General features: G+C 72.3%; 23 protein-coding genes. 12 read left to right on the top strand and 11 right to left on the bottom strand.

Annotated elements, in window-relative coordinates; translation table 11 throughout:
• Positions 1-2: 2 nt before the first annotated feature.
• Positions 3-1466 (bottom strand): aromatic amino acid ammonia-lyase, encoded by a 1464-nt coding sequence (locus E1287_RS07720; protein WP_131964147.1) that lies wholly within the window; start codon positions 1464-1466, stop codon positions 3-5.
• A gap of 177 nt (positions 1467-1643) precedes the next feature.
• Between E1287_RS07720 and E1287_RS07715 the strand changes: the two genes are divergently transcribed.
• Genes E1287_RS07715 through E1287_RS07700 form a run of 4 tightly spaced genes read left to right on the top strand, consistent with a single transcriptional unit; the run spans position 1644 to position 5062 of the window.
• The gene (locus E1287_RS07715) at positions 1644-2789 is read left to right on the top strand and encodes an ATP-binding cassette domain-containing protein (RefSeq protein ID WP_131964146.1); all 1146 of its coding nucleotides are present in this window, start codon (positions 1644-1646) and stop codon (positions 2787-2789) included.
• The gene (locus E1287_RS07710) at positions 2789-3442 is read left to right on the top strand and encodes an ABC transporter permease (protein ID WP_131964145.1); all 654 of its coding nucleotides are present in this window, start codon (positions 2789-2791) and stop codon (positions 3440-3442) included. The genes E1287_RS07715 and E1287_RS07710 overlap by 1 nt, the downstream gene beginning before the upstream one ends.
• Positions 3439-4125, top strand: a complete 687-nt coding sequence (locus E1287_RS07705; protein WP_131964144.1) for an ABC transporter permease subunit — start codon at positions 3439-3441, stop codon at positions 4123-4125. Before E1287_RS07710 ends, E1287_RS07705 begins: the two co-directional genes overlap by 4 nt.
• 16 nt (positions 4126-4141) lie before the next feature.
• Entirely contained in the window at positions 4142-5062 is a 921-nt protein-coding gene (locus tag E1287_RS07700; protein ID WP_131964143.1) for an ABC transporter substrate-binding protein, read from the top strand.
• 55 nt (positions 5063-5117) lie between these two features.
• Here the strand turns inward: E1287_RS07700 and E1287_RS07695 are convergent, their stop codons facing one another.
• Positions 5118-5774: a response regulator transcription factor gene (locus E1287_RS07695; protein WP_243718726.1), complete on the bottom strand. Its 657-nt coding sequence runs from the start codon at positions 5772-5774 to the stop codon at positions 5118-5120.
• On the bottom strand, positions 5771-6907 hold the full coding sequence (locus E1287_RS07690) for a histidine kinase (RefSeq protein WP_207934071.1): 1137 nt from the start codon (positions 6905-6907) through the stop codon (positions 5771-5773). The genes E1287_RS07695 and E1287_RS07690 overlap by 4 nt, the downstream gene beginning before the upstream one ends.
• Positions 6908-7038: 131 nt before the next feature.
• On the opposite strand from E1287_RS07690, the gene E1287_RS07685 reads away from it, so the two are divergent.
• The 3 genes from E1287_RS07685 to E1287_RS07675 all read left to right on the top strand — a co-directional run bounded on the left by E1287_RS07685 (position 7039) and on the right by E1287_RS07675 (position 8921).
• A complete protein-coding gene (locus E1287_RS07685; RefSeq protein WP_131964142.1) occupies positions 7039-7419 on the top strand; it encodes a hypothetical protein in 381 nt (126 codons plus the stop codon).
• Positions 7420-7469: 50 nt separating this feature from the next.
• Positions 7470-8261 carry an alpha/beta hydrolase gene (locus E1287_RS07680; RefSeq protein ID WP_131964141.1) on the top strand — a complete coding sequence of 264 codons (792 nt, stop codon included), beginning with the start codon at positions 7470-7472 and terminating at the stop codon, positions 8259-8261.
• 105 nt (positions 8262-8366) lie between these two features.
• Positions 8367-8921 (top strand): GNAT family N-acetyltransferase, encoded by a 555-nt coding sequence (locus E1287_RS07675; protein ID WP_131964140.1) that lies wholly within the window; start codon positions 8367-8369, stop codon positions 8919-8921.
• Between the two features lie 4 nt (positions 8922-8925).
• Here E1287_RS07675 and E1287_RS07670 read toward each other — a convergent pair whose 3' ends face one another.
• The 4 genes from E1287_RS07670 to E1287_RS07655 form a co-directional block, all read right to left on the bottom strand.
• Entirely contained in the window at positions 8926-9747 is an 822-nt protein-coding gene (locus E1287_RS07670) for an ABC transporter permease (RefSeq protein WP_131964139.1), read from the bottom strand.
• A complete protein-coding gene (locus E1287_RS07665; protein ID WP_131964138.1) occupies positions 9744-10670 on the bottom strand; it encodes an ATP-binding cassette domain-containing protein in 927 nt (308 codons plus the stop codon). The genes E1287_RS07670 and E1287_RS07665 overlap by 4 nt, the downstream gene beginning before the upstream one ends.
• A 119-nt stretch (positions 10671-10789) precedes the next feature.
• Complete coding sequence (locus E1287_RS07660) at positions 10790-11575, bottom strand: IclR family transcriptional regulator (RefSeq protein ID WP_131964137.1); 786 nt, start codon at positions 11573-11575, stop codon at positions 10790-10792.
• Positions 11576-11667: 92 nt separating this feature from the next.
• Positions 11668-12282 (bottom strand): DUF4360 domain-containing protein, encoded by a 615-nt coding sequence (locus tag E1287_RS07655; RefSeq protein ID WP_131964136.1) that lies wholly within the window; start codon positions 12280-12282, stop codon positions 11668-11670.
• 313 nt (positions 12283-12595) lie between these two features.
• On the opposite strand from E1287_RS07655, the gene hutH reads away from it, so the two are divergent.
• The 5 genes from hutH to hutI all read left to right on the top strand — a co-directional run bounded on the left by hutH (position 12596) and on the right by hutI (position 19704).
• Positions 12596-14140, top strand: a complete 1545-nt coding sequence (gene hutH, locus E1287_RS07650; RefSeq protein ID WP_131964195.1) for a histidine ammonia-lyase — start codon at positions 12596-12598, stop codon at positions 14138-14140.
• A 79-nt stretch (positions 14141-14219) separates the two neighbouring features.
• Complete coding sequence (hutU, locus tag E1287_RS07645) at positions 14220-15875, top strand: urocanate hydratase (protein WP_131964135.1); 1656 nt, start codon at positions 14220-14222, stop codon at positions 15873-15875.
• Positions 15876-15915: 40 nt separating this feature from the next.
• Positions 15916-17130, top strand: a complete 1215-nt coding sequence (locus tag E1287_RS07640; RefSeq protein ID WP_131964134.1) for an allantoate amidohydrolase — start codon at positions 15916-15918, stop codon at positions 17128-17130.
• A gap of 10 nt (positions 17131-17140) precedes the next feature.
• Positions 17141-18496: a formimidoylglutamate deiminase gene (locus E1287_RS07635; protein ID WP_131964133.1), complete on the top strand. Its 1356-nt coding sequence runs from the start codon at positions 17141-17143 to the stop codon at positions 18494-18496.
• A 29-nt stretch (positions 18497-18525) separates the two neighbouring features.
• Positions 18526-19704 (top strand): imidazolonepropionase, encoded by a 1179-nt coding sequence (gene hutI / locus E1287_RS07630; protein WP_131964132.1) that lies wholly within the window; start codon positions 18526-18528, stop codon positions 19702-19704.
• On the opposite strand, the gene E1287_RS07625 is transcribed toward hutI, so the two are convergent.
• The 4 genes from E1287_RS07625 to E1287_RS07610 form a co-directional block, all read right to left on the bottom strand.
• Positions 19692-20123, bottom strand: a complete 432-nt coding sequence (locus E1287_RS07625) for a flavin reductase family protein (RefSeq protein WP_243718724.1) — start codon at positions 20121-20123, stop codon at positions 19692-19694. The two genes, hutI and E1287_RS07625, sit on opposite strands and share 13 nt — an antisense overlap.
• 47 nt (positions 20124-20170) lie before the next feature.
• Positions 20171-21874 (bottom strand): signal peptide peptidase SppA, encoded by a 1704-nt coding sequence (sppA, locus tag E1287_RS07620; RefSeq protein WP_131964131.1) that lies wholly within the window; start codon positions 21872-21874, stop codon positions 20171-20173.
• A gap of 63 nt (positions 21875-21937) precedes the next feature.
• Positions 21938-22426, bottom strand: a complete 489-nt coding sequence (locus E1287_RS07615; RefSeq protein WP_243718722.1) for a PaaI family thioesterase — start codon at positions 22424-22426, stop codon at positions 21938-21940.
• 81 nt (positions 22427-22507) lie between these two features.
• Positions 22508-23908 carry a serine/threonine-protein kinase gene (locus E1287_RS07610; RefSeq protein ID WP_131964130.1) on the bottom strand — a complete coding sequence of 467 codons (1401 nt, stop codon included), beginning with the start codon at positions 23906-23908 and terminating at the stop codon, positions 22508-22510.
• Positions 23909-23936: the final 28 nt, after the last annotated feature.

Genomic DNA, 23936 nt, shown 5'->3' with positions numbered 1-23936 from the left:
GGTCACGGGTGGAGCCCGGCCAGGCGGGGGAGGAGGTCCGCGGCGGCGGCGATGTCGGCGTCCAGCGGCCGGTCCTCCACGCGCGGGTCCAGGACGCCGGCCGCCAGGTCGAGCGCCGACCTGAGCGGCCCGCCGGACGGCGCGCGGCCCTGCATCCGCAGCGCCCGCACCGCCGCGACCAGCTCGCAGCCGAGCCCGAGCCGGTAGGCCGCGACCGCGTCCGTGCTCGCGCGGGCCGACTGGGTGGAGAAGCCCGCGTGCTCCTCGACGCCGCGCGACAGCACCGCGCTGCCGAGCGCCGCCGGGGTCGCGAGGCGGCGGACGTCCGCGAGGCACGAGTGCGCCACATACTCCAGGATCATGATCCCGGACGACGCCTCCGTCGCGCCCTGGAAGGGGTAGAGGCCGGTGAACGACGGTTCCGCGAGCGTCCCGAGGCGGGCGGCGGCCAGCGCCATCGTCTGGAACAGCGCGGCGCGGGCGGAGTCGAGCGCGAGGCCGACGTAGGCGGTGTGGAAGTTGCCGTTGTGCCAGACCGTCCGGCCGGGGACGTCCACCAGGGGGTTCTCCGCGGCGGCGTTGATCTCCCGGGTGACGACCTGCTCGGCGTAGGCGGCCGTTTCCAGCGCGGGGCCGTGCACCTGCGGAAACGCCCGGTAGCCGTAGGGGTCCTGAATGCGCATGGGCGTGGGCTGGTCGAACGCGAGCAGCGTCCGCATCGCCGCCGCGACGTCCTGCTGGCCGAGGTGGGGGCACGCGTCCTGCACGGCCTGCGCGTACGGCTCCTCCGACCCCCGGATGGCGAAATGCGACAGCGCCGCGACGACCGTGGACGCGGCGAGCGTCTCCCGCAGGTCCGCCACCGCGAGCGCCGCCTCGCCGAGCGTCGCCGCGTTCGAGCTGATGAACGCCAGCGCGTCGGCCGACCGCAGCCGGTAGCCGGGGCCGCGCTCGGCCGCGCCGTCCGGCCCCGGCCGCCAGGGCCGCTCGCCCAGCAGGCACAGCGCCGTCGAGGCCAGCGCGGTCAGGTCGCCCGTCCCGATCGCGCCGTAGACCGGCACCGGAGGAAGGAGGCCCAGGTTGAGGACGTCCGCCAGCGCCTGGAGCACGCCGGGCTCGACGCCTGAGCCGCCCGCCGCGATCTGGTTCAGCCGCACCGTCAGCATCGCCCGGACGATCTCCGGCGCGACCAGCGGACCCGCGCCCGCCGCGTGGCTGCGCAGCAGCCGCAGCCCGTGGGCGTCGGAGTCCTCCCACTCCACGTCGACGGCGCGGTTCGCGCCGACGCCGGTCGTCCGCCCGTACACCGGCTGCGACGCGGCGACCTCGGCGGCCGTCCGCCAGGCCGCCCGGGCCCGGTCGACGCCGTCCGGCGCTATGGCGACCGTCACATCGTCGCGGGCCGCTCTTACCACCTGCGCGCAGCTCAGCGCCGTCCCGTCGATAACGATTCGGCTGTCCTCCACGGCGCAACGCTACTTTCCCTGCATTTCAGGTCGTTATGCTCAGGATCCGAAGTTCCGGACACGCCGGGACATCATGCTGACCGTACCCATTGGTTACGGTTGGGTAGAAGCGAGTTACGGCAGGCAGAAGCCGGAGTCGATGGTCGGCGTCGAGGGCGCCCTGCGAGGAGTGAATCGTTGATCACCTTTGAGGGCGTCACCAAGCGCTACCCGGGCGGCACCGTCGCGCTCGACGATGTGAGCCTCGACTGCCCCGCGGGGCGGATCACCGTGTTCGTCGGCACGTCCGGCGGCGGCAAGACCACGGCGCTGCGCACCATCAACCGGATGGTCGAGCCCACGTCCGGACGCGTCCTCATCGACGGGCGGGACGTCCGCGAGCAGCGGCCCGCCGAGCTGCGGCGCGGCATCGGCTACGTGATCCAGCACGCCGGGCTGTTCCCGCACCGCACCATCGAGGACAACATCGCCACCGTCCCGTACCTGCTGCGCTGGAACAAGAAGAAGGCGCGGGAGCGGGCCCTGGAGCTGATGGAGCGGGTCGGGCTCGAGCACTCGATGGCCAAGCGGTACCCGTTCCAGCTGTCCGGCGGCCAGCAGCAGCGCGTCGGCGTCGCCCGCGCCCTCGCCGCCGACCCGCCGATCATGCTGATGGACGAGCCGTTCAGCGCCGTCGACCCCGTCGTCCGCGCCGAGCTGCAGGACGAGTTCCTCCGCCTCCAGGACGAGCTGCACAAGACGATCGTGTTCGTCACCCACGACATCGACGAGGCGATCAAGCTCGGCGACAAGATCGCCGTGTTCCAGACGGGCGGGAAGCTGGTCCAGGTCGACAGCCCCGAAAACCTCCTGGCCCACCCGGCCGACGACTTCGTCGCCGGTTTCATCGGCCAGAACCGCGGTATCCGCACCCTGTCCTTCGCCGGGACGGGCGACCTGCGGCTGAGCGACGACGCCGTCCGCCCCGCGACCGCGGACGCCGCGGAGGCCGCCGGTCTCGACTGGGTCCTCGTCGTGGACGAGGGCCGCCGCCCGCTGGGCTGGACACGTCCCACCCAGGTCGCCGGAGCCCTGTCGGAGGCGCCGCTGTCACCGGTCGGCGCCACGTTCCGCGTCGGCGCCGACTCCGTCCGCGTCGCGCTGGACGCGGCCGTCCTGTCCCCGGCGGGCCTGGCGGTCGGCGTCGACGAGGCGGGCGCGGTGATCGGCACCGCCGCCGGGACCGACCTGCTGGCCGTCCCCACCCACGGCGCCGCCGACCACGCCACGGCGGACGACGTGCAGGACGACGACGGCCGTGCCGACGGCGGGGGCGCGGGCTGATGGACATCGACTGGTCCTGGATCGCCGACCACAGGGACACGCTCACCGAGCACGCGCTGATCCATCTCAGGCTGGCGCTGCTGCCGGTGCTGTTCGGGCTGCTGATCTCGCTGCCGCTCGGCGTGCTGTGCCGCCGCTGGGGCTGGCTCTACCCGCCGACGCTGACGATCGCGAACGTCCTGTACGCGGTCCCGTCGCTCGCCCTGTTCATGATCTTCATCCAGTACACGGGGCTCACCGCCGCCACCGTCATGATCCCGCTGACGCTCTACAGCCTGTCGGTGCTCATCCCCAACGTGGTGGACGGGCTCGCGTCGGTGTCCGAGCCGGTGCGGCAGGCCGCCACCGCCATGGGGTTCGGGACGCTGCGCCGCCTCATGCAGGTCGAGCTGCCGATCGCCGTGCCCATCGTCATCGCCGGGACGCGGGTCGCCGCGGTGTCGTCCATCAGCCTCGTCGCGGTCGGGCAGCTGATCGGCCAGGGCGGGCTCGGCTACGACATCATCCGCGGCTACCAGCTCCAGTTCCAGACGCAGATCGTCGCCGCGACCGTCCTGATCGTGCTGCTGGCGCTCGTCACCGACGCGCTCCTGGTCACCGTCCAGCGGCTGCTCACCCCGTGGGCGCGGGCGCGAGGGAAGGCGGCGTCGTGAACGACCTGTGGAACCAGATCGACCTGTTCTGGACGTGGCTGACCGCGTCCTCCCAATGGCAGGGCGCCGACGGGATCCCGCACCGCCTGCTCCAGCACGTCTACTACAGCGGGGTGTCGCTGCTCTGCGCCGCCGTGATCGGGCTGACGCTCGGCCTCATCGTCGGCCACACCGGGCGCGGCGGGTTCCTCGCCATCAGCCTCGCCAACGTCGCCCGCGCGATCCCCACGTTCGGCCTGGTGCTGTTCGTCGTCGTCATCGAGTACAGCATCACGCCGGTCCTGGTCGCGCTGGTCGCGCTGGCCGTCCCGCCGATCCTCGTCAACACCTTCGAGGGCGTCCGGGCCGTCGACGCCGACGCCAAGGACGCCGCCCGCGGCATGGGCATGACCGGCTGGGGCGTGCTGTGGCGGGCCGAGCTGCCGATCGCGCTGCCGCTGATCCTGCTCGGGCTGCGGACGTCCGCGATCCAGGTCGTCGCCACCGCCACCATCGCCGCCTACCCGGGCTTCGGCGGCCTCGGCCGCTACATCATCGACGGCCTGGCCCGCAACGACTACCAGCTCGTCATCGGGGGCACCGTCCTGGTGGTGCTGCTCGCGCTGATCGTCCAGCTGATCTTCGCGGGCCTGCGCCGCCTCATCGTCTCGCCGGGCCTGCTCGGCTCCGCCCGTTCATCCTGACCGAAGGAACAGAACAATGAAGAAACTCATCCGTGGCGCGGTCGTCGGCCTGGTGGCCGCCCTGACCCTGTCCGCCTGCGGCGGCGGAGACTCCGGCGACGACAACCCGCTCGCCGGTGGCGGCGACAGCGGCACCGTCACCGTCGGCGGCGCCAACTTCCCCGAGAGCAACCTGCTCGGCGAGCTCTACGCCCAGGCCCTGGAGGCGAAGGGCGTCAAGGTCACCCGCAAGTTCAACATCGGCGCCCGCGAGGTCTACTACGACCAGGTCGTCAAGGGCGGCATCAGCGTCATGCCCGAGTACAACGGCGCGCTGCTGACCACGTCTGTCGACAAGAGCAGCACGGCCGCGACCACCGAGGAGATCAACGCGGCCCTGAAGGCCAAGCTGCCCGCCGAGGTCGAGATCCTGAACTCCGCCCAGGCCGAGGACAAGGACTCCGTCACCGTCAACCCGCAGACCGCCGCGAAGTACAACCTCAAGTCCATCGCCGACCTGAAGCCGGTCGCCGGGGAGCTCACCATCGCGGGCCCGTCCGAGTTCAAGACGCGGCAGCAGGGGCTCGTCGGCCTCAAGAGCGCCTACGGCCTCGAGTTCAAGAAGTTCCAGCCGTTCGACGCCGGCGCCCAGGCCACCCTGGTGAAACTCCTCGTCGAGAACAAGATCCAGGCCGCCGACCTGTTCACCACCGACCCCACCATCGAGCAGAACAAGCTCGTCGTCCTCGAAGACCCGAAGAACGTCTTCAGCGCCCAGAACGTGACGCCGCTGGTGCACAAGAAGGCCGTGAACGACACGGCGCGGGCGGCCCTCAACGCCGTCTCCGCCAAGCTCACCACCCAGGACCTCCTGGACATGATGAAGCGCATCGCCATCGACAAGGACGACCAGGAAAAGGTCGCCGAAGAGTGGCTCAAGAAGTCCGGCCTGGCCTGACCTCGTCCGCTCCGCTCGGGCCCGCTCTGTCGTCACGGAGCGGGCCCGCCGCATGTCAGCCTGACGCCAGGCCCGCGCGGACGGCGAACACGGCCAGCCGGATCCGGTTCGGGCAGCCGGTCTTGGCCAGCAGCGCGGCCACGTGCGTCTTCACCGTGGTCACCCCGACGTGCAGCCGTGCGGCGATCTCCCGGTTGGACAGCCCGGCGGCGACCAGCACCAGCACCTCCCGCTCGCGCGGAGTCAGGTCGCCGGGGTCGGCCGCGGCCGGGACGCTCACCGCCCGCTCGACCAGGCGTCCGAGCACCTCCTGGCTGAACGGCGTGCCGCCCGCCGCCGCCCGGCGCACGGCGTCGAGCAGGTCGCCCGGGGGTGCGCTCTTGAGGAGGAATCCGCAGGCTCCGGCGGCGAGCGCGGGGTACAGGTGGTCGTCGTCGCCGAAGGTCGTCAGCGCCAGCACCCGGGCGGCCGGACGGGCCGCGATGATGCGCTCGGTGGCGGCGGTGCCGTCCAGGCCGGGCATGCGCAGGTCCATGAGGACCACGTCGGGGACGAGCCGTCCGGTCAGGGTCACCGCCTCGTGGCCGTCGGCCGCCTCGGCGACGACCCGCACGTCGTCGGCGGCCTCGCAGAGCATGCGCAGGCCCATCCGGACGAGCCGCTGGTCGTCGGCGACAAGAACGCGGATCACGGCGGCATCCCGATCGGTCATGGGCGTACGGCCGCGGGCAGGGGGAGCTCGGCCGACAGCCTCCACCCGGATCCGGTCGGACCCGCCTCGAAGGTGCCGCCGAGCAGGTCCACCCGTTCGCGCATGCCGATGAGCCCGTGGCCGGGAGCGCCCGGCGCGCCGTGGCCGTCGTCGTCGATGACCAGGCGGGCGGCGTCACCGTCGATCCGGACGGACAGGCGGACGGTGGCGTGCGGCCCGGCGTGCTTGGCGGCGTTGGCGAGTCCTTCCTGGACCAGCCGCAGGATCGTGACGCCCTGGTGCGGGGCCAGCCGGGTCACGGCCGGGTCGATCGACGCCTCGGCCGCCAGCCCCGCCGACCGGCGCCGCTCGACGACGCGTTCCAGCGCGGCCGGCAGCGCGGCCGGCTCCACCTGCGGCGGCTCGCCGTGCACGGTGGACGGGTCGCGCAGCACCGCCACCAGGCGGCCGAGATCGTCGAGCGCCGCGGTCCCGGTGGCGTGCAGGTCGTCCAGGACCTCCCCGACTTCGGGCCCGGCGTCCGGGAGGACGTGCCGGGCCACGCCGACGCGCAGGACCATCGACGAGACGTGGTGCGCCACCAGGTCGTGCAGCTCGCGGGCGATCGCGGTGCGCTCGGTGGTGCGGGCCGCGCGCGTCTCGGCGGCGGCCCGCTCCCGCGCCGCCCGCGCGGCCGCCCGCGCGGAGCGGATGTAGGCGCCCGCCAGCAGCAGGACGGTGAGGAAGACCGCGACCCGGAACAGCGCGGGCGGGACCGTCCGGAGCGGGTCGCCGATCCATCCGCAGCCGACCGCCAGCGCGAACGCCGCCGCTCCGGCGAGCAGCTCCCGTGCCGGGCGGCGCACCGCCAGCTCGAACAGGGCGATCGCGAGCATGCCCTTCACCGGCATCACCATGGCCGAGCCCGTGGCCTCGGCGAGACCCAGCAGCACCGCCAGCCCGGCGACGGCCGGCATCGGAAGCCGTACGGCAGCGGTGTAGGTTCCGAACGCCGCCAGCACCAGCGTCCAGTCGGCGCCGTGCTCCGGACGGTGCATGAGCGCGAGATCGCCGGCCGCCAGGACGGCGCCAAGGCCCGCACGCAGCGGGACGAACCAGCGTGAGAGCAGGCTCTCCACCTGGTCGGCGAACATGCTCTCATCCTAGAATCGCCGCCCGCCGGGGGCCTCCGCCGCGAGCAGGAGCCCGCCCTCCTCCAGGTGGCCGCGATGTCGCGGCGCGCCGGCCGATGCGCCCGGACGCGCGTCCCCGCTCTGATGGGACCATGAACCTCATCGGCTTCGCCCGCGCGTTCGCGGTCCTCATCAGCGTGACCACGTTCGCCTTTCTGTTCCTGCACGACTCCTGGCGCGGCGACAACCTGTTCCTCGTGCCGGACCTGATCCTGTGCGCGCTGCTGCTGGCCGCGGCGGCGCTGCCCGGCCCGTCCGCCGCGCCTGCGCTGGGCTTCGCGCTCGCGATGAGCACCGGCGTCTTCACCGCCTCGGTCGCCTCGTACGCGGTGCGCGGAGAGCTGGGCGCCGCCAGCCTCCTCGGCACCGTCGCGTGCGCCGCCGTGGCCGCGCTGCTGCAGATGCGCCTGCTCGACAACGGCGCTTCACGGGCGGCGCCGTCACCTGCGCCGGGGGCGCGATCGTCGTCGTGAAGGGGGCGCCGCACCGATAGCCTGACTGACCCGATCATGAGAGGACGACCATGAACAAAGCGATCTCAGCGGACGGAACCTCCATCGCGTTCGAGCGGACCGGCGACGGCCCGCCGGTCGTCCTCGTGGCCGGGGCCCTGTGCGACCGCATGGCGACCGACCCGCTCGCCGCGGAGCTCGGACGGAACTTCACCGTGTTCTGCTACGACCGCAGAGGCCGGGGCGACAGCGGCGACAAGGCCCCGGACACCGTCCAGCAGGAGATCGACGACCTGGGCGCGCTCATCGCGGAGGCCGGAGGCGAGGCGGCGGTGTACGGCCACTCGTCCGGGGCGGCTCTCGCGCTGCACGCGGCGGCGTCCGGGCTGCCCATCACCGGACTCGTCCTCCACGAGCCGCCTTTCCTCCTTGAGGACGACCCAGAGGAACCCGAAAGGTCGCAGGCACTGCTCCGCACCATCAAGGAGCACCTCGCACAGGATCGTCCCGCCGACGCGATCGCGGCCTTCCTGACGCCCACGGGGATGCCGCAGCAGCTCATCGACTTCATGAGCCAGAACCCCGGAACCCAGGCGAGCGCCCGTACCCTGCCCATCGACCCCTTCGCGATGGTGAGCGAGGACAGCCGGGGCGGACGCACACCGGTCGAGCAGGCGCGCGAGGTGACCGTCCCCACGCTCGTGCTGTGCGGCGGCGACAGCCACTCCTGGATGATCGAGACGGCCGAGCAGATCGCCGCCGCCATGCCGAACGGACGGCACCTCGTCCTCCCCGACCAGGGTCACATCGTCGCGGCCGACGTCCTGGCCCCCGTCCTCACCGACTACCTGACCCGGAAGTGAAGCCCGGATCGCGATCCGGCCCGTCGGCCGCCGTCTGTGACCGCACTCATAGTCAGGACTTCTGAGGTCCGGCTAACGTCAGGACGAGGGCTCTCGATCATGGGGATGGCGGAGGCAGCGGTGCGTATCCGGACAGGAGACTTGGAGGACGTTCCAGCCGTTCTCGCGCTTTACGACCGGGCGGTCGAATGGCTCGCCGGCTCCGGCCGGTCGGGGCAGTGGGGCACGGAACCGTGGTCGGAGAGTCCGAGGCTCATCGGAAGGGTTCGGCGTTACGCCGAGTCGGGGGAACTGCGCGTCGCCGAGAACGAAGGCGCCGTCGTAGGGGCCATGCGGCTGGGGCCTGCCCCTGAATTCATTCCTTCCGTCCAGGAGCCGGAGCTTTTTCTGGAGGCTCTCGTCATCGACCGGCGGTGCGCCGGGCTCGGCGTCGGCAAGGCGTTGCTGGACCATGCCCGCGCCGAAGCCGCCGACAGGGGAATCAGCCTGCTCAGGCTCAGGTGCTGGGCGGGTGGAGACCAGGGCCTCGTCCGCTACTACGAACGAGCGGGCTTCGTCCAGTCGGGGCGGATCAGGCGGGACGGCGCCCTGGGCAGATGGGAGGGCGTCATCCTCAGCCAGCGTCTCCAGCCCAACGAACGCACTTCGTGCCCGGCTTGAGGAATCAGGCGTCGCGGCGGCGCAGGACGGTGATTCCGCCCCACAGAGCCGCGGCCGTCCACGCCGCGAGAATCGCTCCGGCGACTGCCGCCGGATAGGGGCCGTCGCCTTTCAGGAGGTGCCGGCCCGCGCTGCTCGGCATGCCGTTCGCGACGTCCATGAGCAGCTCGGACCGGCTGTTGGCCAGCATTACCGGCAGCACCATGATGAAGAGGAACGCGGTGGTCAGCGTCGCCGCGGTGCTGCGGAGCATGGCCCCGACGCCGAGAATCATGACGCTCAGCGCCGTCAGGTACACGCCCGTCATCAGCGCGTCGTGGACGACGTCGCCGGCGTCCAGGCGCCCCCATCTTCCGAGGACGGGGTACGCGACGGCCGTGCCCACCAAGCCGAGGAGAACTCCGGACGGGAAAATGACCGCCGTGGCAATGGCCGCCTTCGCCGACAGCATTCGACCCCGTGGCGGGACCCACTGGAGCGTCGCGTGAATGCTTCCCGTCGCGTACTCACCCGTGATCATCAGGATGGCCAGGGCCAGGATCACGAACTGGACCATGTCCATCGAACCGGTGGCGATGTCGCTGACCGAGACCACTCCGGGGTGCTCCTGCACGCGCTCATCGGTGTTGTTCGACACCGTCACCTGCGCCATGATCAAGCACAGCGCCGCCATCAGCAGGTGCGCACCGGCCAGGCCCCAGTACGTGGAACGTATCGTCCACAGCTTCGTCCATTCGGCCGCCAACGCGCCCGGCATGCCCCCGCCGGACACGGTGCCGGAGGCGCTTCCGATTTCGATGCCGATCGGTCCCGTTTTCGTGGTCATCGCAGTGCCTCCGCTCCCGGCATTCCGGTGCCGTATTCGACGCTCGCCCCGGTCAGATCCATGTACGCCTCTTCCAGCGACGCTTCGACGGCGCTCAGTTCGAGCACGGGAACGCCCGCCTCGTATGCCATGAGCCCGACCCGGTCTATCGGGAGGCCGGTGACCCGCAGTTCGCCCTCGTCCGCATGGCGTACTTCGGCGCCGACGGCGGCGAGCCGTCCCGCGAGCTCGGCGGCACGGGGGCTGCGCACCCGGACGGCGTTGCCGGAACCGTTCGCGATCACCTCCGCCATCGGCGCGTCGGCGAGCAGGCGTCCGCGGCCGAGAACAACCAGCTGGTCCGCCGTCAATTGCATCTCGCTCATCAGGTGCGACGACACGAACACCGTGCGGCCCTCCGCGGCGAGCCCGCGCATGAGCCGCCGCACCCACAGCACTCCGTCCGGGTCGAGGCCGTTCACCGGTTCGTCGAACATCAGGACGGCGGGATCGCCCAGCAACGCGCCCGCTATTCCCAGGCGCTGACGCATTCCCAGCGAATACGAGCCGACCCGCCGCCCGGCGACGGACTCCAATCCGACGAGGCCCAGAACCTGGTCCACGCGCGGACGCGGAATTCCGTTGCTGCGCGCCATCGCCAGCAGATGCGCCCGCGCCGAACGGCCGGGATGGACCGAGCCCGCGTCCAGCAGCGCCCCGACCTCACGTATGGGACGCGCCATTCCCGCGTACGCGCGGCCGCCGACCAGGGCCTCGCCCGCGCTCGGGCGATCCAGGCCCACGATCATGCGCATCGTGGTGGATTTCCCCGCCCCGTTCGGGCCGAGGAATCCGGTCACCTTTCCGGCCGCGACCTCCAGTGACAGCCCGTCCACCGCGGTCTTGTCCCCGTACCGTTTCGTCAGTCCCCGCAAAGTGATCACTCGGGTTCTCCCGCCCCGCCGTCCAACATGGCGAGGTTGAACCTAAGCGGCCGGGCGTGACCGGCACACTGACCGAACGCCACCCGCCGCCCCTGACTTTCGTCAGGAATCCCCGGTGGTCAGGGGAGCGGGGGACGGCCGTTCAGGCGGGTGGTGAGGATGGCGGCGGTGGCCCTGGCCTGGTCGGCCAGCGGAGGCCACGTCTCTTCAGGATGGTCTTCGCGGCGGAACGTGATGGTGATGGCGGCCGTGGGGTGGGCCGTGTGGTCGAAGGCGCAGGCGGCGATGCTCGCGAAGCCCTCGGTGACGTGGCCGTCCTCCACCGACCAGCCCCGGCGGGCGTCCTCGGCGAGGGTGCGGCGGAGGTCGGTGAGGGTCGTGGGGCCGCGGCCGGTGCGGCTGATGAAGGGGGCCGCGCGGGTGGCGACGGGGACGGTGAACAGGGCGCGGACCTGCGCGGGAGGCAGGTGCGCGAGCATCGAGCGGCCGCTCGCGGTGAGATGGGCGGGCATCCGGACGCCCACGTCGGTGACGAGGGTCGCGTGCCGGGCGGGCTGCTCCTTGAGGAGGTAGAGGGTCTCCGGGCCGTGCAAGATGCCGAGCTGGACGATCTCGCCGACGCGGTCGACCAGGCGGCGGAGGAGGGGTCGGGCCAGGCGTTCGAGGGGTTCGTGGCGGAGGTAGGCGGATCCGATCTCGAAGGCCGCGACGCCCAGGCCCCAGCGGCGCTCCTCGGGGACGTAGGTGACGAAGCCGTCCTCGGCCATCGCGGTCAGGAGGTGGTAGGTGCTCGACCGGGGCAGGTCGAGGGACCGGGCGATCGAGGACGCGGGCAGGGGGCCGGCCGCGGCGGCCAGCAGGCGCAGGACCGCCAGGGCTCGGCGGGCGGCCGGTACCTGGGACATGGGACCCATCGTCTCGTATCTGAGACGACCAGGTCGGCCCGCCCCCGCTCCACGGGCGGGGACGGAGGCCGGTCACGTCCGCGGGCTTTCCGTCAGGGGCAGGTCTTCCAATTGAAGTGGTAGGACGTGCCGAGGTCGGAGTTCATGGACAAGAAATTGGCCTTGGATTTGTCAGAGGCTGTCACGCGCAGTTCGGTGTTGAGATTGAGATTCCGCTGTTCGCCGCACTGCGGCCAGAGGAGCTCGACCCACCTCTCGTTGCGCTGCCAGTCGCCTGCGACAGGGCCCGGGATCTCTCTCGTGATCGAGCTGGTCGACGGATGGCCCGCGAAGTAGAAATTGGATTTGAGAACACCGGTCGTCGTGGGCTCCATGCCGCCGGTGCCGCGGAAATCCACCTTTTCCACCGCGTAGGTGAGTCCCTCCGGGACGGTGACCTTCAGACTGACTTGGCAGTTCTTGCGGGAGTCCGTCGGTTTGGCGTCACCGCCGACACTGGCCGTGTAGCCGCTGTATTTGATGGTGAAACCGTCCGGGTCGGGGGCGACCTTGACGGTTCCGGGTGGACATCCGGAGCCGTTGAGGGTCGCGATCTCGATCACGGGGGCGGGAGGTGCCGGCGCCGCGGATGCGGGCGCGAAGGTCAAGGCGAGTGGCGCAGTGGCGACGCTCAGTATCGCGATCGCCTTGGTCCTGGGACGCAACATGGGCGGACTTCCTGGTGAGGGGGTGGCCAGGGCATTTCCTCCGGTCGGCGCGGCCGCGTCATATCGCCGCGTCGAAACTTCACCAAGATTAATTTCATTGGAATTCGGATGCAATGGTGAAAATCTCTTCTATTATCGCGTTCAAGGCGGGGGATCGAGCCGCTCGATCGGCATCGGCTACCGCCCTCGCGGCGGAAGGCGACCGCGCGGGGGGGCGACCGCGCGGCACTGTCTGGTATCTGAGACACCTTCGCCGGGCAGGCCCTCGTGCGGGGCGGACGAGGGCGCTGGAATGGTGGGTATGAGCTTTGACATGGGGGGCAACGGCGTCCGGGTCGGGCCGGAAACGCTCAGCTTCGCGCAGGTGGTGGCCGTGGCGCGGGGCGGAGCCAAGGTCACGCTGACGGACGAGGCACTGAAGCTGATCGGGGAGTCGCGGACGCACATCGAGGAGCTGTCCGCGCGTCCCACGCCTGTTTACGGTGTTTCCACCGGGTTCGGGGCGCTGGCCACACGGCACATCCCTCCGGAGATGCGGGCGCAGTTGCAGCTGAACATCGTCCGGTCGCATGCGGCGGGGACGGGGCCGGAGGTCGAGCGGGAGGTCGTCCGGGCGCTGATGCTCCTCAGGCTCCGGACGCTCGCCACGGGACGCACCGGCGTCCAACCCGTCACGGCGCGGACGCTCGCCGCGCTCCTGAACGCCGGCATCACGCCCCAGGTCTTCGAGCACGGGAGCCTCGGGTGTTCCGGGGATCTCGCGCCGCTCGCGCATGTGGCGCTCGCGTTGATCGGTGAAGGGTCCGTCAGGGACGGCGGCGGGGAGCTCAAGCCGGCCGCGCAGGCGTTGGAGGAGGCCGGGATCGCGCCGGTCACGCTGGGCGCGAAGGAGGGGCTCGCCCTCCTCAACGGGACGGACGGGATGCTCGGCATGCTCGTCCTGGCCATCGAGGACCTGCGGAATCTCCTCACGGCGGCGGACGTGGCGGCCGCGATGACCGTCGAGGCGCTGCTCGGCACCGACCGCGTCTTCGCCGCCGACCTGCAGGAACTGCGGCCGCATCCAGGTCAGGCGGCGTCGGCGGCGAACCTGCGGGCGCTGCTGGGCGACTCGGAGATCATGGAGTCGCATCGCGGTCCCGACTGCACGCGGGTGCAGGACGCCTACTCGCTGCGATGCGCCCCGCAGGTCAACGGGGCCGCTCGCGACACGCTGGAACATGCGGAACTCGTGGCGGGCAGGGAACTCGCGTCCGCCATTGACAATCCCGTCGTTCTGCCCGATGGACGGGTCGAGTCAAATGGCAATTTCCATGGGGCTCCCATTGCTTATGTGCTCGACTTCCTTGCCGTCCCCGCGGCGGACGTCGCATCGATGTCGGAGCGCCGTACCGACCGCATGCTCGACAAGGGGCGGTCCTACGGGCTGCCCGCCTTTCTCGCCGACGACCCCGGCGTCGACTCCGGGCACATGATCGCGCAGTACACGCAGGCCGCGATCGTGTCGGATCTGAAGCGGCGCGCCGCGCCCGCGAGCGCCGACTCCATTCCGAGTTCGGCCATGCAGGAAGACCATGTGTCGATGGGCTGGAACTCGGCCCGCAAGCTGCGCAGGTCCGTGGAAGGGCTCGCGCAGGTCATCGCCATCGAGATACTCACCGCCGCGCGGGCCCTCGACCTGCGCACACCGCTGCGTCCCGGGCCGGCGACCGGTGCGGTCGTCGCGAAGCTGCGCGAGGCCGTCCCGCCGCCCGGCCCGGACCGCTACCTCGCGCCCGAGATCGCCGCGGCGACCGAGATGGTCCGGGACGGATCCCTGGTCGCCGCCGCCGAAGCCGTCACCGGCCCGCTCGCCTGAACCCGCACTCCTGAGCCCGCCCACCTGAAAGCTCCCGAACCAAAGCTCTTCTGAACCCGCTCTCACGAAGGAGCCGAAGATGTCAGGTCCACGTCCCGTCCGCGCGCCGCGCGGCACGTCGCTGACCGCCGCCAAGGGCTGGCCGCAGGAGGCCGCCCTGCGCATGATCCAGAACAATCTCGACCCCGAGGTCGCCGAGCACCCGGACGAGCTGGTCGTCTACGGCGGATCCGGGAAGGCGGCCCGGAGTTGGGACGCGTTCGACGGCATCATCAGGTCGCTGTCCGACCTTGAGGGGGACGAGACGCTGCTCGTCCAGTCCGGCAAGCCGGTCGGGATCTTCCGGACGCACGAGTGGGCCCCGCGCGTGCTGATCGCGAACTCCAACCTCGTGCCGCAGTGGGGGACGTGGGAGGAGTTCCGCCGCCTTGAGTCGCTCGGGCTGACGATGTTCGGGCAGATGACCGCCGGGTCGTGGATCTACATCGGGACGCAGGGCATCCTGCAGGGCACCTACGAGACGTTCGCGACCGTCGCGGAGAAGCGGTTCGGCGGCTCGCTCGCAGGGACGATCACGTTGACGGCCGGGCTCGGCGGGATGGGCGGCGCGCAGCCGCTCGCCGTGACGATGAACGGCGGCGTCGCGATCTGCGTCGAGTGCGACCCGTCCCGGATCGAGCGGCGCGTCCAGCACCGGTACTGCGACGTCCGGGCCGCGAGCCTGGACGAGGCGCTGCGGCTCGCGGAGGAGGCGAAGGCGGAGCGGCGCGCGCTGTCGATCGCGCTGCTGGGGAACGCCGCCGACATCGTCCCGGAGCTGCTGCGCCGGGGCGCGCCGATCGACATCGTCACCGACCAGACCAGCGCGCACGACCCGCTGACCTACCTTCCGCGCGGCGTCGCGTTCGAGGACATGGCCGCCGAGCGCGACAAGGACCCGGCCGCGTTCATCGACCGGGCCCGGACGTCGATGGCCGCGCACGTCGAGGCGATGGTCGGGTTCCAGGACGAGGGCGCCGAGGTCTTCGACTACGGGAACTCCATCCGCGGTGAGGCGCAGCTCGCCGGATACACGCGTGCGTTCGAGTTCCCCGGGTTCGTGCCCGCCTACATCCGCCCGCTGTTCTGCGAGGGCAAGGGGCCGTTCCGGTGGGCGGCGCTGTCCGGAGACCCGGCGGACATCGCCCGCACCGACCAGGCCATCCTCGACCTGTTCCCGGACAACGAGCCGCTGACCAGGTGGATCAGGATGGCGCAGGAGAAGGTGCACTTCCAGGGCCTGCCGTCCCGGATCTGCTGGCTCGGCTACGGCGAGCGCGACAAGGCCGGCGAGGCGTTCAACGACCTCGTGGCGCGCGGCGAGATCAGCGCGCCGATCGTGCTCGGCCGCGACCACCTCGACTGCGGGTCGGTCGCCAGCCCGTACCGGGAGACGGAGGGCATGAAGGACGGATCGGACGCGATCGCCGACTGGCCGCTGCTGAACGCGATGCTGAACGCCTCGTCCGGCGCGACGTGGGTGTCGATCCACCACGGCGGCGGCGTCGGCATCGGCCGGTCCATCCACGCGGGCCAGGTCTGCGTCGCGGACGGGACGGCCCTCGCCGGCGAGAAGCTGCGGCGCGTCCTGACCAACGACCCGGGGACGGGCGTCATGCGGCACGTCGACGCGGGCTACGAGCGCGCCGCCGAGGTCGCCGACGAGCGGGGCGTCCGCATCCCGATGCAAGCGTGAGCGAACGAAACGCCAGCGAACCGAGACGCCGGGAGCGCGCATGAGCTTCGAGGAGATGTGGGCGGCGCTGCTGCCGGTCGGCCGGGACGAGGCGACCGGCGGCTACCACCGGTTCGCGTGGACGCCGCCCGAGCTGGAATGCCGCGCCTGGTTCCTGGACGAGGCACGCCGCCGCGACCTGGACGTCGAGCACGACGCGAACGGCAACATGATCGCCTGGTGGCTCCCGGCCGACGGCTCGCGCGGCGATGCCGTTCTGACCGGGAGCCACCTGGACTCGGTGCCGGGGGGCGGCGCGTTCGACGGGCCCCTCGGCATCGTGTCCGCCTTCGCCGCCGTCGATCTGCTCCGCGAGCGGGGCACCGCGCTGCGACGCCCGATCGGGATCGCGGCGTTCGCCGAGGAAGAGGGCGCGCGGTTCGGGGTCGCGTGCCTGGGGTCGCGGCTACTGGCCGGGGCGATCGACCCGGCGCGGGCCCGCGGCCTCACCGACGCGGACGGTCACACGTTCGCCGAGGTCATGCACAACGCCGGGTTCGACCCCGCGGCGATCGGCCCCGACGACGGCCTGCTCGGACGCATCGGATGCCTGGTCGAGCTGCACGTCGAGCAGGGGCGGGCGCTGCGGGAGCCGGTCGGGGTGGCGAGCGCGATCGTCCCGCACGGGCGGTGGCGGTTCGACTTCGGCGGCGAGGGAAACCACGCCGGGACGACCGGGCTGCCCGACCGGCGCGACCCCATGCTGCCCTTCGCCGCCATGGTCATCGCCGCGCGGGAGGCGGCCGAACGCAACGGAACCGTCGCGACCGTGGGGAAGGTGCGGGTCGTGCCGGGCGGGGTGAACGCGATCGCCTCGTCCGTGACCGGCTGGCTGGACGCCCGGGGACCGCGGGACGAGGCCGTCCGGCGGACGGTCGCGGAGATCGACGAGGCGGCCCGGGTCGCCGCTCGCCCGCATCGGGTGAGCGTCGATCTCGCCGAGGAGTCCTATTCGGAGATCGTCGACTTCAACCACGCCCTGCGTGACCGGATCGGCGCGACGCTGGGCGGCGTTCCCGTCCTGCCGACCGGTGCGGGGCACGACGCGGGCGTCCTCTCGGCGCGGCTGCCGACGGCGATGCTGTTCGTCCGCAACCCGACCGGGGTCTCGCACGCGCCCGCCGAGTGCGCCGAACCCGCGGACTGCCTGGCCGGGGTCGAGGCCCTCACGGCGGTACTGGACGACCTTGCTTGTAGTGCCAGGGCGTGCGGGTAAGGATTTCGGTATGCAGTGGCATGCACAACTGGCCTGGCTCGGAGACGGCGTGGCGGCCGATGTGCTCATCGAGGCCGACGGCGAGCGGATCACGCGCGTCGCGCCCGGCGTCCCCGCGCCGGAGAACGCCCAGCGGCTGCCCGGCCTGACGCTGCCGGGGCTGGCCAACGCGCACTCGCACGCCTTCCACCGGGCGCTCCGCTCCCGCGTCCAGGCCCATTCCGGGAATTTCTGGACGTGGCGCGACACGATGTACAAGGTCGCCGACCGCCTCGACCCCGATTCGTACCGCGCGCTCGCCGCCGCCGTGTACGCGGAGATGGCCCTGGCCGGGATCAGCTGCGTCGGCGAGTTCCACTACCTGCACCACCGTCCGGGCGGCGCCCCGTACGACGAGCCGAACGCGATGGGCGAGGCGCTGATCGCCGCCGCGGCGGACGCGGGCATCCGGATCACCCTCCTCGACGCCTGCTACCTCGCCGGCGGCATCGGCGAGCCGCTCAAGGGCCCGCAACTGCGCTTCGGCGACGGCACCGCGGGCAACTGGGCGCGCCGCGTCGGCAGCCTGCACGAGGAGACCGGCAAGGCCGGACGGCTCCACGCCCGTGTCGGCGCCGCGATCCATTCCGTCCGGGCCGTGCCGCGCGAGCAGCTCAGCGCGGTCGCGTCGTGGGCGAAGGAGCACCGTGCGCCGCTGCACGTCCACCTGTCCGAGCAGCCCGCCGAGAACGAGGCGTGCCTGGACGCCTACGACATGACCCCGACCCGCCTGCTCGCCGAATCGGGGGCGCTGGGCGCGCTGACCACGGCCGTCCACGCGACGCATCTCACCGGCGACGACATCGGCCTCCTCGGGACGACGATGACCGGCGTCTGCATGTGCCCGACCACCGAACGGGACCTCGCCGACGGCATCGGCCCGGCCCGCGACCTGGCGGACGCGGGCTCGCCGGTCTGCCTCGGCTCCGACCAGCACGCCGTCGTCGACCTGTTCGAGGAGGCCCGCGCGGTCGAGCTGGACGAGCGTCTCCGCACCCGCGTCCGGGGCCACTGGACGGCCGGGGAACTGCTCGCCGCGGCCACGTCCAACGGACACTACGGGCTCGGCTGGCCGGAGGCGGGACGGCTGGAGCCCGGCGCGTATGCGGACCTCGTCACCGTCGCGCTCGACTCCGTCCGCACCGCCGGGGCCACCGCCGACTACGCCGCCGAGGCGGCCGTGTTCGCCGCTACGGCCGCCGACGTCCGGCATGTGGTGGTGTCCGGGCGGCAGATCGTCCACGACGGGCGCCACCTGCTGATCGACGACGTCCCGGGCGCGCTCGACGAGGCCATCGCCGCCGTCACCGCACCCGAGCCGGAATGACGCGGACGATGCGTGAGATCCTGCCGAAGATGAGCACCGGCACAGGCACCACAGTCATCACCAACATCGGCGAACTGGTCACCAACGACCCCGCCACCGGCTCCGGCCTGGGCATCCTCCGCGATGCCGCGCTGGTGATCGAGGACGGCAGGATCGCGTGGACGGGCCCGGCGTCCGGCGCCCCCGCCGCCGACGAGTCCTTCGACGCCGCCGGACGCGCCGTCCTCCCCGGCTTCGTCGACTCCCACGCGCACCTCGTCTTCGCCGGTGAGCGCGCCGAGGAGTTCGCCGCGCGGATGAGCGGCCAGAAGTACGACGGCGGCGGCATCCGGACGACCGTGGAACGCACCCGGGTGGCGTCCGACGACGACCTCCGGGCCAACGTCCGCCGCCTCATCGGCGAGATGGCCCGCCAGGGCACGACGACGGTCGAATGCAAATCCGGGTACGGCCTGACGGTCGAGCAGGAGGAGCGCGCCGTCCGCATCGCCGCGGAGTTCGCCGACGAGGTCACCTACCTCGGGGCGCACGTCGTCCCCACCGAGTACAAGGGCGACACCGCGGGCTACGCGCGCCTCGCCGCCACGGACATGCTGGCGGTCTGCGCCCCGCACGCCCGCTGGGTGGACGTCTTCTGCGAGCAGGGCGCCTTCGACGCCGACCAGGCCCGCGAGATCCTGAAAGCGGGCGTCGCGGCGGGCCTCCGCCCCCGCGTGCACGCGAACCAGCTCACCGAGGGCCCGGGCGTGCAGGTCGCCGTCGAGGTGGACGCCGCGTCCGCCGACCACTGCACGTTCCTCAGTGACGCCGACGTGGACGCGCTGGCGTCGTCCCGGACGGTCGCGACCCTCCTGCCGGGCGTCGAGTTCTCCACCCGCCAGCCCTACCCCGACGCCCGCCGCCTCCTCGACGCGGGCGCGACCGTCGCCCTCGCCTGCGACTGCAACCCCGGCTCCTGCTACAGCTCCAGCATGGCGTTCTGCATCGCCGTCGCCGTCCGGGACATGCACATGACACCCGCCGAGGCCGTCTGGTCCGCGACCGCCGGCGGCGCCCGCGCCCTCCGCCGCACGGACGTCGGTCACCTGGGCGTCGGCGCCCGCGCGGACGTGCACGTCCTGGACGCCCCGTCTTACATCCACCTCGCCTACCGCCCCGGCGTCCCCCAGACCGCCGCCGTCTGGAGGGCCGGCGCTCAGGTGAGGTAGCGGCGGTTGGCTCTGATCAGGGGGTTCTCGTCGCGGGCGATGTAGTCGGCGGCGAGGACTTCGGCGACGAACAGGGTGTGGTCGCCTGCGGCGACGGTCTGGCGGGTCTCGCATTCGAGGGCGGACACGCCCGCTTCCGGGATGAGGGCGTCCGAGTGGGTGCCGCGGTGGTGCGGGGCGCTCGCAAGGAGGATGCGAGCGCTCGGGCGGCCCTCCGCCGCGAAGCGTCCTGCCAGGGCGCGCTGCCCGGACGACAGGACGGTCGCGGCCCAGCGGTCCCGCCGTTTCAGGACCTCCGTCAGGTACGACGACGTCGCGACGCCCGCGGCGACCATCGGCGGTTCGAGCGACACCGACATGAACGAGGTCACCGTCGTGCCGAGGTCGTCGCGGCCGTCGCGGACGGTCAGCACCGCCACGCCCGTGGCGAAGCCCGCGACGGCCTCGACGAAGTCGGCCGTGGCGGTCAGCGGATCTCCCAGGTGCCCGGGAGCGTCAGCGGGCCGGCGGCGGGCAGGCCGAGCCGGGCGGCGAGGCCGCCGAGCGAGCCCCAGGCGTCGAAGCGGGCGGACGCGGCGGCGCGGTCCTCGCTGGACTCCGGCGGGCGGAGCCGCTCCAGCGGCGACGTGTGCGGATACACGCGGATCGGGGCGTCGGCGGCAAGGCCCGACTTCTTGCGGGCCATGTCGAGGGCGAGGTCGATGCCGCCGAGCTCGTCGACGAGGCCGCGCTCCTTGGCGTCGGCGCCCGTCCAGACGCGGCCCCTGGCCACCTCGTGGACGCGCTCGCGGGACAGCCCGCGCCCCTCGGCGACCCGCGAGGTGAAGTCGTCGTAGATCTTGTCGAGGGACGCGTTGACGCGCTCCCACTCGGAGTCGCTGAAGTCCTTCGTGGCGCTGGACATGCGGGAGTGCTCGCCGACCGCGACGCTGCCGAGGCCGATGCCGATCCGGTCGAGGAGCCCGTTCACCAGCGCCTTCCCGGTGGCGACGCCGATCGAGCCGGTGAGGGTGCCGGGCTGCGCGACGATCGTGTCGGCGGCCGCCGCCACGTAGTAGCCGCCGGACGCCGCGACGTTGCCCATCGACACGATCACGGGCTTGCCGGCGCGGCGGGCCAGCACCACCTCCCGCCAGATCGCGTCGGACGCGACCGCGGAGCCGCCGGGGCTGTTGACGCGGAACACGATCGCCTTGATCCGGTCGTCCTTGACGGCGGCGCGGAACGCGGCGCCGATGGTGTCCGAGCCCATCGCGGGGCCGGAGTTCGGGAGCGGGCCGCCGCGCCCGCTGCGGCCGAGCCGGATCGGGCCGTGCCCGTTGATCAGCGCGACGGCGTCCTGCCGGCCGGGCTGCGGGAGCCGGCTCGCCAGGCCGTGCGCGCGGTTGTAGCGGGCGACGTAGCGCAGCTGCGCCTCCTCGCCGAACTCCGCGCGCAGGTCGGCGTACACCTCGTCGCGGTAGCCGAGCCGGTCGACGAGGTTCTCCTCCAGGGCCTCGTCGGCGAGGAGGGGGCCGCGGTCGGTGAGCTCGCGGACCTTGTCCTCCGGCAGGCCGCGCCCGGCGGCGATCCCGGCGGTGATCTGCTCCCCGAGCGAGTCGACCAGGCGGCGCGACGACTCCTCGTGCTCCGGCGTGTACGCCTTCTCCATGAACGTGTTCGCCATGGTCTTGTACTCGTGCCGCTTGGCGAACCTCGGCTGCACGCCCGCCTTCTCCAGCGCGCCCGCGAGGAACGGCTCCTCGATCGCGATGCCGGTCAGCCCGACCTGGCCGGTGGGCTGCAGGTACACCTTGTCGAAGACGGTGGCCAGGTAGAACGGCACGGTTCCGTGCCCGCCCTCACCGAACGTCTCCGCCCACGCGACGGTGTGCTTGCCCGCGTCCCGCAGTGCCTGGACGGCCTCGCGCAGCTCCTGGACGAGCGCCAGCCCGATGCCGCCGGAGACCTTCACGACGAGGGCGCGCACGCGGGTGTCGGAGCGGGCGCGGCGCAGGCCGTCCAGGACGTCCCGCAGGCTCGTCCGGCGCATGGACAGGATCGCGGAGATCGGGTCGGACGGCGCGACCTCGACGATGCCCTCGGTGAGGTCGAGTTCGAGGATCAGCGGGGCCGTCCGCCGGTCGCGGGCCTGTTTGATCACGTTGACGACGTTGCCGGGATCAACCATGCGCCCAGCCTATGCGCTCGGACGCGGGGCCTTCCCGCGCCCGGCGTCCGGCCGGGCGGTCCGTCAGCGCGCGAAGGCCTTGTTCGGGATCACGCTCGCGGACGCCTGCGCCAGCGTGCGCCCGCGCGCGTCGGCGATCGCCGCGTTGGACACCATGCGGGTGCCGCCGGCGTGCACGCACGTCCCGGTGACCGTGAACGTCTCGCCCGTCCGGACGGCGCGCAGGTAGTCGACGTTCAGGTTCAGCGTCAGCATCGGCATGAAGTGCTCGCAGGTGCTGGTGGCCGCGAGGCAGACCGCGTTGTCGAGGATCATGGCGATGTAGCCGCCGTGGACGGTCCCTCCGGGGTTGCAGAGCTGCTCGGACGGCGTCCAGGAGATGACGATCCGGCCCGGCTCGGCGGAGGTGATGACCTGCCCGATGTGCTGGTTGATGTCGGAGATCTCGGGGAATTCGCCGTCCGCCATGGCCTGGATCAGCTCCGCGCCCGACAGCGTGTTCCACAGCTCGGCGGCCCGCCGGTGGGCCTCGGGGCCCGCCTCGACGCTCAACTTCGCTCCCTCAGATCGGGTCGACCTCTGGAATGCTATTCGGTGATCAGCGGGGCGGGCCTGTGCCGTTCGTCACGGACGTCAGCCGCTGCGGCGCAGGATCCCGCTCGTGGTGCCGATGCCCGGGGACGTGTACTCCAGGCCGTCCGCGACCTTCCTGAGCAGCAGCGTGCCGCCGACGCAGAACCCCAACTTCCCGTTCGCGTTCTTGGGCGTCTCCTGGAACTCGGCGAGCGTCGGGGAGGCCTGCTTGATGATCAGCGTGTCGTGGCAGCCCCAGTCGTCGTAGTCGGAGGTGCCGTCCGTCGCGCCTTCCGTGAGCTTGATCGTCACTCGCGTGCTGCTGTCGCCCAGGGTGAGCCCGTCCCGCTGCGTCACCGTGCCGGTCCAGGTGCCGCCGAATCCGGCGGGCACCCGCGCGGCGGGGCCAGAGCCTCCCGCCTGGGTCGTCGGCGTGGACTGCGCCGTGTTCCCCGACCCCTTGGCGGTGCCGGTCCGACCGGTTTCCGGGGAAGGGTCGTCCGGGCCGTGCGTCAGGACGGCGACCGTTGCGGCGACCGCGACGATCGCGATGGCCGCCGCGCCCGCGGCCAGCCCGGCGGCGAGCCCCCTGCGGCGCCGCGGCGGGGCCCCGGGCCCGGTGTCCGCGCTGGCGCCAGGACTCGTGTTCGCGAGGGCCGGGCCGGTGTTCGCGGACGGGTCGACGAGGCGGACCATCAGGTCGCGGGCGCTGGGGCGGCGCGCCGGGTCCTTGGCGAGGCATTCGGTGAGCAGCGGGAGCAGCGCCTCCGGCACCCCGGCGAGATCGGGCTCGCCGTTGGCGATGCGGTGCATGGTGGCCGGGATGCTGGTGGCCGGGCCGAACGGCGGGCGCCCGGTGGCCGCGTACACGATGGTGCCCGCCCACGCGAACACGTCCGACCTGTCCGTCGGCGGGTGCCCTTCCAGCCATTCGGGGGCGAAGTAGGCGGGGGTGCCGACGAGCTGGGTGTGGGTCTCGGCGTCGACGGCGCGGGCGATGCCGAAGTCGACGACGCGCGGGCCGTCCGGCCCGAGGAGGACGTTGGCGGGCTTGAGGTCGCGGTGGACGATGCCCGCGCCGTGGATCGCGGCCAGCGCGCTCGCCATGTTCACCGCGAGCCGCTGCAGCTCCCCGCCCCGCAGCGGACCCCGGGCGAGGACGCGCTGCTGGAGGGACGGCCCGTCGATGAACTCGCTGACGACGTAGGGCGTCTCGCCGTCCGCCGACGAGTCGAGGACGGCGGCCGTGCAGAACGGCGCGACCTGCTGCGCGGCCCGCATCTCGCGTGCGAAACGGCCGCGGGCCGCGGCGTCGGCGGTCTTGAGCACCTTGACGGCGACGCGCTCTCCGGACGGGCTCTCACCGAGGTACACGACGCCCTGGCCGCCCTCGCCGAGGCGGCCGATGAGGCGATAGCGGCCGACCGCGCGCGGATCGTCGTCCAGGAGGTGGGCAGGCATCGGAGGGCTCCTCGGGGGGCATGGGGGG

The organism is Actinomadura sp. KC06 (assembly GCF_004348735.1).
Classification (GTDB): Bacteria; Actinomycetota; Actinomycetes; order Streptosporangiales; family Streptosporangiaceae; genus Spirillospora.
This window is presented reverse-complemented; position numbering and strand designations above follow the sequence as displayed.

Bases quoted from the DNA above. Each gene is read 5' to 3' on its own strand.
- E1287_RS07710 (WP_131964145.1), top strand. From the start codon at position 2,789: ATGGACATCGACTGGTCCTGGATCGCCGACCACAGGGACACGCTCACC.
- E1287_RS07700 (WP_131964143.1), top strand. From the start codon at position 4,142: ATGAAGAAACTCATCCGTGGCGCGGTCGTCGGCCTGGTGGCCGCCCTG.
- E1287_RS07695 (WP_243718726.1), bottom strand. From the start codon at position 5,774: ATGACCGATCGGGATGCCGCCGTGATCCGCGTTCTTGTCGCCGACGAC.
- E1287_RS07690 (WP_207934071.1), bottom strand. From the start codon at position 6,907: ATGTTCGCCGACCAGGTGGAGAGCCTGCTCTCACGCTGGTTCGTCCCG.
- E1287_RS07685 (WP_131964142.1), top strand. From the start codon at position 7,039: ATGAACCTCATCGGCTTCGCCCGCGCGTTCGCGGTCCTCATCAGCGTG.
- E1287_RS07680 (WP_131964141.1), top strand. From the start codon at position 7,470: ATGAACAAAGCGATCTCAGCGGACGGAACCTCCATCGCGTTCGAGCGG.
- E1287_RS07675 (WP_131964140.1), top strand. From the start codon at position 8,367: ATGGCGGAGGCAGCGGTGCGTATCCGGACAGGAGACTTGGAGGACGTT.
- E1287_RS07670 (WP_131964139.1), bottom strand. From the start codon at position 9,747: ATGACCACGAAAACGGGACCGATCGGCATCGAAATCGGAAGCGCCTCC.
- E1287_RS07660 (WP_131964137.1), bottom strand. From the start codon at position 11,575: ATGTCCCAGGTACCGGCCGCCCGCCGAGCCCTGGCGGTCCTGCGCCTG.
- E1287_RS07655 (WP_131964136.1), bottom strand. From the start codon at position 12,282: ATGTTGCGTCCCAGGACCAAGGCGATCGCGATACTGAGCGTCGCCACT.
- hutH (WP_131964195.1), top strand. From the start codon at position 12,596: ATGGGGGGCAACGGCGTCCGGGTCGGGCCGGAAACGCTCAGCTTCGCG.
- hutU (WP_131964135.1), top strand. From the start codon at position 14,220: ATGTCAGGTCCACGTCCCGTCCGCGCGCCGCGCGGCACGTCGCTGACC.
- E1287_RS07640 (WP_131964134.1), top strand. From the start codon at position 15,916: ATGAGCTTCGAGGAGATGTGGGCGGCGCTGCTGCCGGTCGGCCGGGAC.
- E1287_RS07635 (WP_131964133.1), top strand. From the start codon at position 17,141: ATGCAGTGGCATGCACAACTGGCCTGGCTCGGAGACGGCGTGGCGGCC.
- hutI (WP_131964132.1), top strand. From the start codon at position 18,526: ATGAGCACCGGCACAGGCACCACAGTCATCACCAACATCGGCGAACTG.
- sppA (WP_131964131.1), bottom strand. From the start codon at position 21,874: ATGGTTGATCCCGGCAACGTCGTCAACGTGATCAAACAGGCCCGCGAC.
- E1287_RS07610 (WP_131964130.1), bottom strand. From the start codon at position 23,908: ATGCCTGCCCACCTCCTGGACGACGATCCGCGCGCGGTCGGCCGCTAT.